The organism is Bacillus pretiosus (assembly GCF_051294775.1).
GTDB classification, from domain to species: domain Bacteria; phylum Bacillota; class Bacilli; order Bacillales; family Bacillaceae_G; genus Bacillus_A; species Bacillus_A wiedmannii.
The window spans coordinates 663,941-679,096 of sequence record NZ_JBPPHF010000001.1 but is presented as its reverse complement, the minus strand read 5'-3'; the positions used below and the strand labels follow the sequence as shown (position 1 = coordinate 679,096).

Annotated in this window: 9 protein-coding genes, 3 pseudogenes and 1 other annotated feature; all 12 genes and pseudogenes read right to left on the bottom strand. The window is 33.8% G+C overall.

The genetic code is table 11. The annotated features are described in order from the left end of the window. Positions 1-17 precede the first annotated feature (17 nt). Positions 18-266: a binding site (T-box leader), on the bottom strand. Positions 267-372: 106 nt separating this feature from the next. After that, positions 373-532: pseudogene (locus ACSG5Z_RS03445) on the bottom strand (PepSY domain-containing protein); the annotation flags it as partial. A 473-nt stretch (positions 533-1,005) separates the two neighbouring features. Beyond that, entirely contained in the window at positions 1,006-1,362 is a 357-nt protein-coding gene (locus ACSG5Z_RS03440; RefSeq protein ID WP_098082497.1) for an Imm3 family immunity protein, read from the bottom strand. A gap of 27 nt (positions 1,363-1,389) precedes the next feature. Then, the gene (locus tag ACSG5Z_RS03435; RefSeq protein ID WP_141499179.1) at positions 1,390-1,875 is read right to left on the bottom strand and encodes a deaminase domain-containing protein; all 486 of its coding nucleotides are present in this window, start codon (positions 1,873-1,875) and stop codon (positions 1,390-1,392) included. An 80-nt stretch (positions 1,876-1,955) separates the two neighbouring features. Next, positions 1,956-2,612, bottom strand: a pseudogene (locus ACSG5Z_RS03430) (hypothetical protein). Between the two features lie 91 nt (positions 2,613-2,703). Continuing rightward, positions 2,704-2,820, bottom strand: a pseudogene (locus ACSG5Z_RS03425) (SseB family protein); the annotation flags it as partial. A gap of 69 nt (positions 2,821-2,889) precedes the next feature. Beyond that, positions 2,890-3,645, bottom strand: a complete 756-nt coding sequence (locus ACSG5Z_RS03420) for a DUF975 family protein (RefSeq protein WP_097889501.1) — start codon at positions 3,643-3,645, stop codon at positions 2,890-2,892. A 164-nt stretch (positions 3,646-3,809) separates the two neighbouring features. Beyond that, a complete protein-coding gene (locus ACSG5Z_RS03415; protein ID WP_435710677.1) occupies positions 3,810-6,758 on the bottom strand; it encodes a ring-infected erythrocyte surface antigen domain-containing protein in 2,949 nt (982 codons plus the stop codon). A gap of 23 nt (positions 6,759-6,781) precedes the next feature. Then, positions 6,782-9,457, bottom strand: coding sequence for a tetratricopeptide repeat protein (locus tag ACSG5Z_RS03410; protein ID WP_087982586.1), 2,676 nt, complete (start codon positions 9,455-9,457; stop codon positions 6,782-6,784). An 83-nt stretch (positions 9,458-9,540) separates the two neighbouring features. Then, positions 9,541-9,813 (bottom strand): WXG100 family type VII secretion target, encoded by a 273-nt coding sequence (locus ACSG5Z_RS03405; protein WP_000136048.1) that lies wholly within the window; start codon positions 9,811-9,813, stop codon positions 9,541-9,543. Between the two features lie 127 nt (positions 9,814-9,940). Further along, positions 9,941-13,948 carry a type VII secretion protein EssC gene (gene essC / locus ACSG5Z_RS03400; protein WP_435710676.1) on the bottom strand — a complete coding sequence of 1,336 codons (4,008 nt, stop codon included), beginning with the start codon at positions 13,946-13,948 and terminating at the stop codon, positions 9,941-9,943. 31 nt (positions 13,949-13,979) lie between these two features. Beyond that, positions 13,980-14,342, bottom strand: a complete 363-nt coding sequence (locus tag ACSG5Z_RS03395; protein WP_000391141.1) for an EsaB/YukD family protein — start codon at positions 14,340-14,342, stop codon at positions 13,980-13,982. Between the two features lie 29 nt (positions 14,343-14,371). After that, the gene (locus ACSG5Z_RS03390) at positions 14,372-15,142 is read right to left on the bottom strand and encodes a hypothetical protein (protein WP_435710675.1); all 771 of its coding nucleotides are present in this window, start codon (positions 15,140-15,142) and stop codon (positions 14,372-14,374) included. Positions 15,143-15,156 lie beyond the last annotated feature (14 nt).

Here is a 15,156-nt window from a genome sequence, read left to right as displayed (position 1 = left end):
GGCTCAACGTCTCTATATAAAGAGACGCTAAGCCATTTACTTAACGCGGTACCACCCTTATTGATTCCATTATGAATCCACCTTAGTAGTAATCGTTTGATTACAAACCTAATATCGAAGGTTAACCGTTAAGATTTACTAAGAATGTGATTCCGTTCCACCTTACTGCTCCTAGGCGAGTTCAGGATGTCATTTGACTATGTCACACCAACCCATAGCTCTCTGTACAAATACACGACCTTACTACTCCTATTCAACACATTTTAATATTTAGAATATATTTTCTTTTGAAATTAATATGAAGTATATCGGTTATATTTGTAACTGTCAAGGGATATATTAAAATTTGTTGAGAAACCTTTTTTATTTTCGTTATCCATCATCATTATCATCACCGTGATCATTAGTACCTTCTTCTTGATTATTGTCATCTTGTTGTTGTGAAGACTCTTTTTGTTGAATAGCGTTATTTACCGCTGTAGTAGACGAATCCACCTGTTATTGGATGTACTCTTACATCAACCGTTAAAACGTACTTTACGATGACTTCAAAACATAATACACCCCTTTATGTTTCCCTCTACTATCGTCATACACTGTAAAAAGCCATTTCAGTCTATTAAATTAACACTTAATACATTTAATTATACGTGTACCAACTTATTTCTACGCTAAAACAAAAAAGCACTCGTTGCCTTTAGTTGACAATCAAGTGCTTTAAGTTCATATGTTTTTAAGTAGCATTAAATTTGTAAGTTTTATAATAACAGCATGACACCTTTTATAAGTCATAACAACTACTACGTTAATACTTACGAGTTTATACGAGTTCATTAATTTCATATACATTCCATGTGTTTATATTCATCGCCCAGTAAAATGTCATCTCGCCTAAGCTAGTACTTCTTTTCCTATTCTATCATTGCACATAATACTCTATGATGGTACAGCCATCATGAAGTACTTACTTTCAAACAATTATTTCTTTTTCTAAAACACTAACCTTTATTCTGCTGAAGGATTATAATCAACCTCTACATTTTTTAGTCCTTCTATTACTTTATTTATTCTTCTCGATAAGTCTTTTATTTCTTCTAAAGTTAATTCATCTCCTGCTTCTTGTGGATTAAACATGCTTAATCTCTTTGTTATACCTTCAATGCGCCCAACAAAAACTTTCTCATGGCCGATTGCAATTTCTCCAATAGCAGTATCAACAATAACATCTTCTATCTTACCTAAGTTATCAAATTCACCCGCTAGTTTTGCTATAGCATACCTATATCCCCTGTCTTCATCTAACAACTCTTCATATGTCTCCTGAATCGCATCAAATAATTCATTATACTCCCAGTCTTTCATCAGTCTTCCCCTCCAAAAAAATTAAATTTAAGGAATAATTCTATTACCATTGTTGTGTATGACTTCTAATTCAATATTTTTATATTTAGTAGCAAACTCTGCTATGACTTTACTGCAACTGTCGCAAATATCCAATTCTGTAAATAACTTAATTTTTCCAGTAGCTTGTGTATTCTCTCCAAGCCTAGAAGCAATATCATTTAGTATTTTATACTCCGTATCTGTATTCCTTAAATAACTCTCTCCCTCTTTACCAACTGCTTCTGTAGCTTTAAACATTGGATTTTCAGGTTGTAAAGAAATATCAGGCACCTTATGCTCAAGATTTCCTTTAAGTTCATTTATGCTACTTTGAGCATAAAATTCAGATTTACTTATCCCACTGACATCCACTTCTGCAACAGCAAAATTACCAGATTTCTTATACCTACTTGTTAAATTCCCTCTTATTTCTTTCACTCTATCAATTATATGTGCTTCTGTTACTGAATCTATTTGTCTCGTTGGATACACTTTTCCCGTACCCTTATTTAAAACCAAAAGCGATAATTGGGTTACCAATTATCGCTTACTAAGTCAAACCATTTGATGTACTATAAAGTAACAAGTATTTTATTATCTATGATAGTTCTAAAATTGGTGTAATTCCTCATCATGTTATTACCATATGCACTAACTGCTTCATTACCATACACCATACTTTCATAGTTATCTTTAAATTCTTTTTTTATTGACTCTTCCAAACTGTCATAGTATCTTTTGATAGCTTCCTCTGCCAATTCACGTGACCCGTGCTTTAATATAAAATTAATATCTACCATATAACCCTTTTGAGGATAAAAACCCCTTTCAACAACCTCTTTTACAAAGTTGTTCAAATCATTCGTGCACCTTTCTACAATTGGCATAAATACACTATTTAACCAATTGATGAATTCGTTAACTGTCCGCTCCCACTCTTCCTCATTTGCTATGTTCCAATATAACTGATTGCTTGGTAGATTGTACTGACGTGTATTAATATGAAATATTTTATCTTTAGATTTTAAAGGAAGAATTGCGCATTCACCATAAAATACTACATTTTTATCAGATATATTATTCCAACTTGTATAAAAGAATACCTTATAAATGAAATTTTTATCTTTTTTACTCATTCAATGACCCGACTTAGAATATTTCCAACCATTATCTAAATACTTTTCAGATATTAGATTACATACGCGCTCAAATGCTTTATTCGCTTTCATATTACATCTCCAATTCAAACTACCTAAGATTCATATATTTTAAACTCAATCCTTAAATCTTGAGTATTCTTCCTAAAAGTCTCCAGTCATCTGCAACAACGTGCAAATTTGATTTCTGTAATATTTCATAAAAACGAAATCTTTTTTCTTCATTCTGTAAAGCTTCCACTAACACCTCATCTAATGGACAAATTTCTAGTAAACTCATTGAACTTCACTCTTTATGTGAAATAATTTCGCCACCTTACTTAAAGTAAGATGGCGAATGTTAAATCCGTTATTTTTGAATATTGATTACTGGTACTTCATTTGTATTATTAGTTCTATTTACTAGATTTAGGTAGAAATGCGATACTGTAGTAGTATAATATGGCGAAATCCAAAGATATGGGAGATTTAGGGTAAATATTCCCACCAATGAACCTAAAATAAACCATCCAATGAAACTTAGCCAAGTGATAAATAAATCTAACTTATGTCCTTTCATCATCATTTTACTTTTTTTAATTGCCTCACTTGCTGTACATTCTGGATCCTCTAACATAATGTAGTAAGCCATAGAATAAGAGAAAAATTTAATAATACCTGGAACTATGAACAAAAGACTCCATAAGCTAATAAATATTGTTTGTAAGATACCTAGTTTCATAGCTCTAAATATATTCTTTGAATTGAAACCCGCAAACAGATCACCTATTGTGGTAGATTCATTTTTCGCTAAACCTAATGTGATTGTATAATAGCCGTAACTCATAACACTCTGTACAACAATATAAAGAATAGAAATAATAACCCATACAATAATTTGAGATAAAATTAATCCAAAATTAATTTGAGGTTCGCCATATGAATAATATACAAAGTTCTCAGGTCCTATAACATCTATAAACAAACCAAAAATTAGAAATACTACTATACCAATGATATACATACTTGCTACGGGAATGAGATAATTAAGAAACGTTGAACCTACCCCTAATCCCCATCGGCCTTTCAATGAGGCTAATGCTTCCCTTTTTAAATTGCTAATCATCTTTTTTCCACCTTTCAAATTCTTTATTATGCATAGTGTGGCTTTAATGAATAATTAATGAGTTTAGTAAAATTTAAAATTCTACTAAACTCATTAATATTTACTCCTTATACGAAATAATTTCGCCATCTTACTCAAGGTAAGATGGCGAATGTTAAATCTAATTATTTTTTAACGTTCATAGATTTAATTTTATCTACCTCCACTTTTGCTTGTTTCGTTATTTCTCCATTAATAGCATTTGCATATTTATCACGACTTAAAAATTCAAAACATTTATATGCATTATTCGTGTCAGTTGCGGACATATATCCTGCACCTTTATTAAACATTTTTAGAGCTACCGTATTCATCCATTCTTTTGCATCTGCTTCTGGATATCCTAATTCCATAGAACGATAAGTTAATTCAATTGCTGAAGCTAAATCTTCAATCGTATCTTTATTCCCGCTTGCCTTTGCAGCTTCAAATGTACTCAAATACTCAATTGCCGCTTTTACCCCCTCTTTAATTCCTAATTCTTCAATACCTGGTGTTTTATATAAAATTTGATAGTTGTTTAACGCTGATTTATATTGCGTTTTTTCTAACTGTTTTGCTTCTTTAATTACAAGACTAGCAACATTAGAAAATCCTGCTTTGTCAACCACACCACGGGAAGCTGCTTGACCATAATAATGTAAAGCATTATAAAGGCTCGTTTGCTCTTTTTTATTTGCTTCATCACTTGCTAATTGTACAAGTTGAATTCCCTCCATTTTTCTTGATGCATTATCAATCATATTCATACCGCTAATTTGACCAATCGTTTTATCAATATCTTTTAACTGTGCAAGTAATGTGTATGATGGTAATACTGTTTTTCCTACTTCACTTTGCCATCCTGTCGTTCCATTCATTTTATCCCATTCATTTTCTGTATCTGCCCATAATTTGTTCGCATAGTTAACCATTTCTTCTCTTGAACGTTCCAATGGGTGTTTTGTACGAATTGCATTTGCAATATTTAATACCGCTGTATAGTATTCTCCATTATTTGCAGCTTCGTTTGCTTTTCTTTCAAACATTAGCGGCATTAATAACTGATGAGATTCGTCTTGAACAGATTTTTCTACCCTTGCCGTATTTGCTAATAAATTTGCTTTCTTTATAGCATCTTCCACTGTAAAATTAGGATCTTTTATTTGTCCACGAAGCCCCTCTACAGCCCCAACAAATTGCTTTTCTAACTTTTCTTTTTGTTCGCCTGTTGCCCCGTCAATATACTGATTTGTTAATAGTAAAGCATTTTCATAATGTGGATTCGCTGGATTTAAATATACATCAATTTGAGCAATTGCTTCTTTCACTGGGTCAGATTTCACTTTTTCTTTTTGATTACTTGAATCTACATTATTTGTTTTATCGTTATCTGTGGCACCTTCAGTTATTGAATCTTTTAGATTTTTCTCACTTGATGTAGCTGTTGCCTCATTTTCACTTACATTTTCTTCTTTAACTACTTTTCCTTCATTACTGCTAGTAACTTCTTTCACTGCTTTTCCTTCATTACTGCTAGTATCTTCTTTTACTGCTTTTCCTTCATTACTGCTAGTATCTTCTTTTACTGCTTTTCCTTCATTACTGCTAGTATCTTCTTTTACTTGGCTTGCTTTTTCTTTTGTTTCAGCTGTAGACATCACTACTGATGTTTGGATATTAAGGTTCTTTAATTCTTCTTGTAGTAGCTCGTTGAAAATATCTTCTACATCTTGATTCGCTTTTTCTACTAATGTAGGATCTACACTTTCAAATACTGATGTAACTAAATAAAATTTACTTAATGCTTGTTCTAAAGATGCTACATCCCCTGTATTTGACCACTCTCTTTTTTCTTCTATTGCTGTTTGATAAACTTTTTCTGTTACAGATTTAATGTAATCTTTCTTATTTTCACTTAAATAATTTTGTAACTCTTCTTGTGTAGTAACCGATTCATTTAGCACATTCATTTGATTACGTAAATAGAATAATACTCTCTCATTTGAATATTCACCACTTGAGCGAATTTGTTCTAAATTATCTAATGCTAGCTTGTGTTCAGCTATCGATTTCGATTTTGATGGTGTATTTAATTGGCTAACAAGCGTCCAGTCTTCCTTTTTGCTGTCATAATTCGTTAAATTATTTAATGCATTTTGCTTCGGTTCTTTTTGATTCGTATAAAAATCATTAAAGAAGACAGATGAGTAGTATTGTCCATTTCCAGCGTACCACTCAACTAAAATATCGCCCGTTTTTGGTGATATTGTAATTGTTGGGTATGTTGGTTCTGGTTCTGGTTCTGGTTTTGGTTTTGGTTTTGGTTTTTCTGTTTCAGTTCCTCCTGTTTCAGTTCCTCCTGTTCCAGTTCCTCCTGTTTCAGTTCCTCCTGTTCCAGTTCCTCCTGTTTCAGTTCCTCCTGTTTCAGTTCCTCCTGTTCCAGTTCCTCCTGTTCCAGTTCCTCCTGTTTCAGTTCCTCCTGTTTCAGTTCCTCCTGTTCCAGTTCCTCCTGTTTCAGTTCCTCCTGTTCCAGTTCCTCCTGTTTCAGTTCCTCCTGTTTCAGTTCCTCCTGTTCCAGTTCCTCCTGTTCCGGTTCCTCCTGTTCCGGTATTAGTTTTTGGCGGTTCTACAGTAGAGGTAGGTAATTGAGCATTATCATTATTTTTACTTGGCTCTACCACAGGTCCAACCATATTAGTTGGTAAATCTAGTTTTTGTGGAGTTGGTGCATCCGATAATTTGATTTGTGGATCTTTCTTTTCCACCGATACTTCATCTGGTTTATATGTTACTGGCGTAATTGGTGATTTATTATTCCCAATTAAGTCTGCTAAATTAATAGTTGGTTTTTCGCCGGGTTTTTCATCTTTTTTTGCAGGATCAGCGACTAAATTTGGGAACATAGACTGTAAATCGCCCCCTGTAATACGATCATCTTTTTTCTCTTCTGTATTACTTGCTAGTTTTACTTGTTCTTTTCCTGCTGTCTTAAAGCCTTTGTCATACACAAGATATCCTGATGTTCCTAGTAATGCTACCGACATTACGGATATAGCGACTTTTTTCCCTAAGTTATTATTGTTTTCCTCCATGTCCTTTTCCCCTTTTCCTATCTTTATTGAATCCAACCGTTTGTTTTCATTTCTGTTAGTTTTTCTTGCGCAGCTCTTACTTCGGATTCATTTTCATTTGCTTGCACTGTTTTTCTTAAGAAACGACTTGCTTCCTCGTATTTTTTCTGTTTAATTTTAAACATCCCGAATGCAAAATTCACATGTGGATTTTCATCGTTTTGTGCGTATGCTTCTGTGAAAAGCTTCTCTGCTTCATTCCCTTGTCCCACTTTATCGTATAAAATCCCTATATTTACAAGCGTATTTATGTCGCGTGTTCCACTGCTGACAACTCTATTGTAAGCTTCTAACGCTTGCTGATATGCAGCAGTACTCTTTGCACCATCTCGCGTTTCATAAAATTGACCCGCTTCGTAATACACAATTCCTAGTTGATTTAACAACTCAATATTTTTCATATCTTTTTGAATCGCTACTTGTAAAATGTGAGATGCTTGTTGATAATTCATTTCTTTCTTCGCACTATCAATTAGATTTGTTTTATTCCAAAGCACATATAAATTTGAAAGTTCAATTGTATATATGGCATTCTTTGAATCTTGCATAATAGCTTCTTTAAAGAAAGATTCTGCTTTATCTAACTGTACCGTTGCGGTTGATAATTGACCTTTTAAATACGAAACAATTGCTTTATCTTCATTTGTCTTCGTACTCATTTTGACAATAACATCTTCCGCTTTTTCAAATTCTTTCATTTTCATATGACTTACAGCTAAATCTCGCATCGCATCTTTTTTGTATGCTTCAATTCCTTTTGCATTATTCGCTAGCGCTTGTTCAAAATTTTGCACTGCTTCTTGATATTTTCCAATGCGGAAATTCGCTGAAGCTAATAGATAAGCAGCTTCATTATTTTCTTTATCGATTTCTCTATCTTTTATTAGTTTTGTAATATAATCGATTGCAATTTTATTTTTTCCTTCAGCAACGTAAATCGTTGCTAATTGGAGATATGCCTCGTCTTTCCCCTTCACAGCAATTGCCTGTCCAACAGCTTCTTCTGCTTTTGTATATTTTTTATCATCATAAGCTTGTCGTGCTTGTTCCATAAACTTTTGATATTTAGCATTTGTTGTGTAGAAATAAAACAACGTCGAACCACCTATTACAACAACTGCAGTTGAGCCAATAATCAAAATCCGTTTTTTATTCTTTTTCCACCATTTAGAAAAAGGTGACGGTTCACTTTGTTCATGCGCTACTGTAAGTGGTTGATTGGATGCTTTTGCATTTAAAATCTCATCATCTATATCATATTCCACTTGTTTTTTCGTTTGTTTTCGGCTCTGTAGAATGCTATTTGGCACTGTAATTGTAGCTGCTACTTCTTGCTGCGACTGTGTTCCTTGCTCTTCTTCTATCTCTTTAATAATGCTTTCAATTTCCTGTTTTAACGCCTGATCAATGTTTGGAAATTGTACGATTCGTGAATAGACGAAACAAGCAAATGCTGCATTGTTTTCTCGTTCCAATTCAGTAGCTAATTCCAAATAATGTTGTAGGACCATTTTATTATTTATTTCAGGCTCTTGACTCTCCATAGTTTGAATGATATATGCGAGTTCTTTTTGCAGAGCTGTTGATGGATTGAGTGAATTGAAAATTATTTTATATTCATATAATGCCGCTTGTTTAAATCCTCTCTCTTCTAATAATCTTGCAATTTCCAAACATTTTGATACAAAAAGAGAGTGTTCTTCTGCTGACTGCCTTTCCGCATCAATTTTTATTCTTTCTCTCGCGCTATTAAATACATCGTACCACTGTGCAAAGCTTGGGCATTCTGCGAAAGAATTACTACTCCATGCCTGCTTAAATAATTTTGCAATTTCCCCGTTCCATTGATTATGTAATACTTGCTGAAGTAACGTATACCTTCCACATTCTGTCTGCATTTCTTCCGTTTTAAAGTAGCTTGCATCCGTCCATTTTTTATTTCGAACTTCTTCACTACACCAACTTAATATTTCTCCTAATAAAATAGCGCCTGCAAATCGATCGGCTTCTTTTTGCCATACTCCACTTTTTAAATACATTGGTGCGTAACCCGCTGAACCTGCTGGCAATAACGAAGGTCTTTTCGTTTTTGGGCCATACATTTGCTCAACATCAACAAGTTCGATATAGTGTTGACCTTCAATTGCATTTTCACTTAAGAAAGGTACGAGTACGTTGCTAGACGATAAATCATTATGAGCAACTTCATTTTCCTCCATCATTTTAAGTGTTGTAAGAAATGCTTCTGCAATAAAGAAACATTGTTCTTTTGATAACACTCGTTGTTCTTGTAAAATATCAGCCCAAGTTGGACCTTCAATCCAAGGCATTACAATACTATTAGCAAGATCTTCTGATTTTTCGATAGCAGATGTATGTTCTTCTTTAGTAACGATATAGCGCGAACATACTTTCAGACCCACTAAGGAAGAAAGTGGTTTCAAAAATGCTAGTTGATGTTTTTCCTCACGATAGCGTTCCTTAAAAACTTTTAATGCAATTCGTTCTACACCATTTTCCTGTTGTAATTGATAAACTGTTCCTTGTCTTCCCTCTTGACCATAGGGCATCTCAATACCAATTACAGCTGGGTGTTTCTCAAAACGATAAACATCTTTATTAAGATTAATTTTTTCTCCTACTTCTGGTCGGAATCCCATTTTATCCCCTTACTCTCGTATAACAATTTTTCAAAAAAAAGACCAGGAACAATAGCTCCTGATCTTTTGCAATTGTTCTATTCTTAGTATGTGTTATCTGTACTACGGAATTTCTCAGCAATACGTTTTAGATCTCTCGAAATTCCTTCTAAAATAGGAATGTATTGTTGCATTTTTTGTTTAGAATTTTCAAATTCCCCTCTGAATTTCGCTTGTGTTGACCCAGCCCATTGACCATCTAAACTTTTAATATCGCCTTCAAGTCTATTAACTTGACTTTGCGCTTCCGCAGCTGCGTTATTAAAGTTATTAGAAATTCTTTCAAGGTCTTCTGGTCTAATTTTAATTTCTGTCATTTTATTAATTTCCCCTTTCAAATCATAAATGATACAACAATTAGATTATAAACTATATTCATACAATTTTAAAAGAGTTAAATTGCAAAAAAATTCTATTTTATAGTAATTTAACCCTATTTTAATATTATTTCACTTTTAATTCAGACCATTTCACACTAATTTTGTCTGTCATCGTGCGCAGTAAATGTAACGGTGTATATGCACCTTTTATTTTTATTGGCTTTCTACGTATGCAATATCCATCCCCACTTAATAATTCTTGATCGATTTCAGCATGTGGAAGTTTCATATTAAAGAAATATACATCGTTATTGTGAGTCGTTCCTAATAAATAACCAATACTTCTCTTTCTAATTTCCGCAAACCATTTTTCATGTGAAAAGTTATTTACACTAGATGTTGTAGCCGCCGTTAAAAAATGAATCCCTTTATTTTTACAATTTTGAACTATTAGTTCCATTTTATTTTTCGCCTCATAATCAATAGATAATACAGTTAACATTTGATCAATATCATCAATTGCAATGATTATTTTCTTATATGGAAACTCCACTGTTACGTTTGGATCTATAGAAGGTACTACTGTTTCTCTATTATTTATTAGCTCTAACAGTTCATCTAACATTTCTTTTAATTGCATATCATCTGTAACTTTCTTCTTCACATGAGGTAAATCTCCGAGAGCTAATATGCCAGTAGGTCTTTCACCAAGGTCTACTAAGTATAGCTCAACCTTTTCTGGAGAGTATTGGTATGTAGTAGTGAAAAGAAGTGTTTGTAATAATGATGTTTTTCCACCTTCTATTCTTCCACCGATAAATATATGATTCATTTCGTCCAATGAAAAATTTTGCAAACGGATATCGTCTGTTTCAACTCCTGCAGAAATTTGAGTTGGTTCTAATTGCTCAACTAAATCTTCTACAAATATTTCTTTAGGAACCATTGGAATCTCTTTTGCTTTTTCAGCATTCCATTCACTGCCCATTTTTTGAATAATCGTTTTTAATTGCTGTGAGTATTCTAATTCACTTTCACCTATAAACGGTAGTGCTGCTTGGAACAATTCCGGTGGTTGACCTTTCATTAACCCACGGCCAGTAGGAACTTCAATTAACGGGAAATTCGGTCTACCAACTAAACTAGGATATTCAGCTCTATCTTGCAATTCAAATGTAATTGCCATCGGTATATTATTACGAACACGATCAAACATATCAATTGTTTGATTAAGTGAGAAATAGAAGTACACGCCATATGTGCTTGATTCGCGTAATAATATTTCTAATACTTCATTCTCTTTTTCGAATTCATTTTTAAATCTTATATAACCATCTACCATTACAACGATAGCAGGAATTTTCTTTCCAACCATTCGATTATACATAGAGAATGACTTTGCACCGATATTAGAAAAACTCTCTTTTCTATGCGTGATTTCCTTCTTTAAAAATCCGAATAGACGTTTCATTTTTTCATTTTCGTCCTCTTGTACAACCCCGCCTACATGAGGTAAATCTCTAAAATCTAAGAACATACGACCAAAATCAATAATATAAAAATTCACTTCTTCTGGTGTATGAGATACTGCTAGGGACATAATAATTGTTTGTAACATCGTTGTTTTTCCTGTTCCTGGCATACCATAAATATTTAAATGTCCTTCTTGTAAATCTAACTTCAGCGGAAATTGCGCTTGATTTGCAACATCATCAATTAATCCTACTGTTACTTGTAAATATTCTTTTGATTTATTCCACTCAGCAATTGTCCAATCTTCCATAGCATAAAATTCTTTTAACAATAATTTTTCCGGTAATGGATCCAGCCAAGGTCCTGGTAATGCTTTAATATTTTCTTTTTCTGATACGCTCTGTACATATTGAATAAAAGCTTGTAGTTGTTTTGGACTATTTGTCATTGGTTTTGGACGCTTTTTCACTTTTATTCTTTCACCCGAGAGCTTAACTTCTGTAAAATCAACAATATCAAGAACTTTCTCTTCATCTGGATTATAAGGTGCTCCGCTCCATGCTGATTGGAATAATTCCAATACTTCATTGCTACCAACTTGGAGATACCCTCGTCCTGGTACATTGATTTTAGAGGCATCTGGAATCTTTAACATTTCACGACTATCCGCATCATCTTGGACACGTAAACAAATTCGAAAACGCGAGTTACTCCAAATCTTGTCATTTACAACCCCCGAAGGTTTTTGAGTTGCTAATAATAAATGAACTCCTAATGTCCTTCCTATTGCAGCGACACTAATTAGCTCGTCCATAAATTCTGGTTGTTCCTTTTTCATTTGAGCAAACTCATCAATAACAATAAATAAATGTGGTAAAGGTTCTTTTTCACGCCAGCTTGTTTCATAATATTCATCTAAATGCTGAACATTTCCAGCCTGAATGAATAATTTTTGTCGACGCTCTAATTCTGCTTTTAATGAAATTCTGGCACGCTCAATTAAATTTGGATCTTCTAAGTTCGTAATAGATGCAATAATGTGCGGTAATCCCGCAAATGTATTTGACATTCCACCACCTTTATAGTCGATAAGCATAAATGCCATCTCATGAGGATGATAGGTTGCCGCTAACGCCGCTATTATAGACTGAATCACTTCACTTTTTCCGGATCCAGTTGTACCAGCCATTAGACCGTGCGGACCGTGCCCTTTTTTCTCTATTTTATCGTGAATATTTAGAAAAACAGGTTTACTTCCTTCTCTTACACCAATTGGAACCGGTAATGAAGTCGGATATCGATTTTCTTTCCATCTCTCTAGCACTTGTAATTCTTCCATGTTTTTAGCTTGAAACAAGTCTAAAAATGTTAATACTTTCGGAATGTTGGCTGCTGTAGAACTTTTCATTCGAATTGGAGCAATGCTTCGCGCTCCTAGTTCACATCGTTCGAATGAAAGTCGATCTACTTTAAAACTAGCACGCGTTGTCCCACTATTTTCAGCTGAACTTGAAAACGTTTCTACTAACTCACCATCTTCTCCATTTAAACTTATTACAAGATCACATTCCATCGGTAACCGTTCCTTTTGTTCCGCAAAAATAAATGTAGAAGCTCCTACGCTTTCACCTTCTCTAAGTAACATTGGAGTTAAAGGATCATCTTCTAAAAATTCTCTCGCTGATAAGAAAAAAACATACATCGGAATTAAAGGAACTTTTGCATCCGCTTGCGCAGAAGAATTATAGATTCTACGCATGTTAAGTGGGGTAAATAGTACTTCAGCTAGTTTCTGTGCATCTTGTTGATTTTCAGATAAAAAGCGCATACTTCTCTGTTCATCCCATACGTGAGGAAGCCACCTCATCCAATCCCACTGCTTTTTCTCTTTCTCATGATAAAATGCAGCTATTTTCACTTCATTTGGTGCATGATGCGTCATAATTTGCGTCGTTACAATTCGAATAAAGTTTAGTCTATCTTCTTTATTTCCAACTACACCAATTACATCGTTTTTTTTCAAAGAAATGGAAATGTGTCCATTTGGTATCGTATTGAAATCCCTTTTCACATTTTGCGCTTCTGTAACTAATGGATTTTCTTCATAACCTTTCTGTTCAGGCACCTTCAATTCTACAAGAAATGGTCTTTCTCCTGTACCAATACGAATATCTAAAAAGTCTGGACTTTCAGGTGTTCTCTCCCATAAATTACTTTCCCGATTTTCAATTCTTTGTACACTTTTTAATGGGCTTGGATTTTGTGTAATTAAATATTTTGCTTGTTCAACCTTTAATGTATCTAATTCCACTCGATGCTTTTGAATTTGCTCTAAATATCTTGTTTGTAATTGTTCAACCATTTGACGATGTTCTTTCTTTTTACGGAAATGCCCCATCGTTGTAATTATATATGATCCCAACATCGGAATACTTGAAACCATCATTAATGGCATATAACTTGCATTCATCTTCATAAATTTCATCATTACAAAATATAATACCAATGTTAAAACTGTCATCATTGCAGGCAGTAACATTGTTTCAATTGAAAACTTCGGCTCCTCCGGTATGTTCGGTGGATCATGAATAATAACATCCCCTGTTGGTATATCTACTTTCACACGCGGAGAGCGTTGAAAATACGGTGATTTTTGCACAAAACATTTCTCCTTCCCCATCCCAAAACTATTACTCAATGATTTTCCATACATAATCTTCTTCACTAGAAGACATATCTTGTTTAACAGGTTCATTATAAACTTCTTCTGCTGGCATCATTTCAAAAGAAGGGATAATTGCTCCTTTTTTATGTAGCATTACATATTGTCCATCCCACACATCATTATCGCGCAACGTTTCATCATTTCGAATAGAATGCCACTCTTCTTTATCTTTTGCTACTCTAATTTCATAGATTCCGCTTAATGCTTCATCTATTTTTTCATGATGTAAAATCGCTTCAATAATTTGCACCACTTTTACGTCATTTGGAATTGCAATATCAATTTCTTCATTTGACTGTTTTATGTATGTCACAATAATCTCTTCCACGTTTATTCACCTTTTTTCCATCATGTTTGTTACCAAGAAACATCTAAAAATGAAATATCATCGCTTGTCGGAGAGTTCTGTGCCCTCTCAATTTCTTTTAACACTTCCTCAAAGTTATACTGCTTAAGTGGCAAAAGTCCGTCTGAGTGAATAACTATCCGATTAGCTTCTTGTCTAGATAATGCCTTTGAAAAAACCGCCAATTCCCCACCAATAATGCCTCGCTGTGTAGACCATCTTTTCTTTATATTTCTCTTAAACTTCATTACATTCGAACAATTCTCCTTATCTTGAAACAATTGTACAAATGAATCGCCATGTGTAACTATCGTTATTTGTACTTTATCTTGATTTGGAATGAGTTCTATTTTCCCGCCAGTAAACATCGCTTCACTACCTTTTTTTCGCTTTTCTTCCAAAACATCGCGTAGTAACCACGGTGTTTCTTCTGGCAATCGAAATGCACTCACTTCCTCTGAAGCTTCTTCTGTCCAATTATTTAACTGTTCATTTAATAATGTAGCAATATCCAGTCCACTTTCTTGACATGTATCAAACAAGTTTACTAACTTCATACCAAGAAATTCCGCAGCAATTTCACCATGAAAAGATAGCCCTACACCATCACATAAGGCAAATACGAAACTAGTTCCATTATCTAGAAATACTAGAAAGTCTTGTCCACTCTCGTTTAAATCCTGCGTTTCTTTTGCTCTTACATAACTATATCTATAAGTAAAATGTTTCGTTTCCTTTTCTTGCAATACCGTTTCTTCCTTTTGCGATAGGGTATATTTCACCTTACTCCCCCCTC

Excerpts from the sequence above, each read along its gene's own strand:
- ACSG5Z_RS03415 (WP_435710677.1), bottom strand. The coding sequence starts at position 6,758 with ATGGAGGAAAACAATAATAACTTAGGGAAAAAAGTCGCTATATCCGTA.
- ACSG5Z_RS03410 (WP_087982586.1), bottom strand. The coding sequence starts at position 9,457 with ATGGGATTCCGACCAGAAGTAGGAGAAAAAATTAATCTTAATAAAGAT.
- ACSG5Z_RS03405 (WP_000136048.1), bottom strand. The coding sequence starts at position 9,813 with ATGACAGAAATTAAAATTAGACCAGAAGACCTTGAAAGAATTTCTAAT.
- ACSG5Z_RS03420 (WP_097889501.1), bottom strand. The coding sequence starts at position 3,645 with ATGATTAGCAATTTAAAAAGGGAAGCATTAGCCTCATTGAAAGGCCGA.
- ACSG5Z_RS03440 (WP_098082497.1), bottom strand. The coding sequence starts at position 1,362 with ATGAAAGACTGGGAGTATAATGAATTATTTGATGCGATTCAGGAGACA.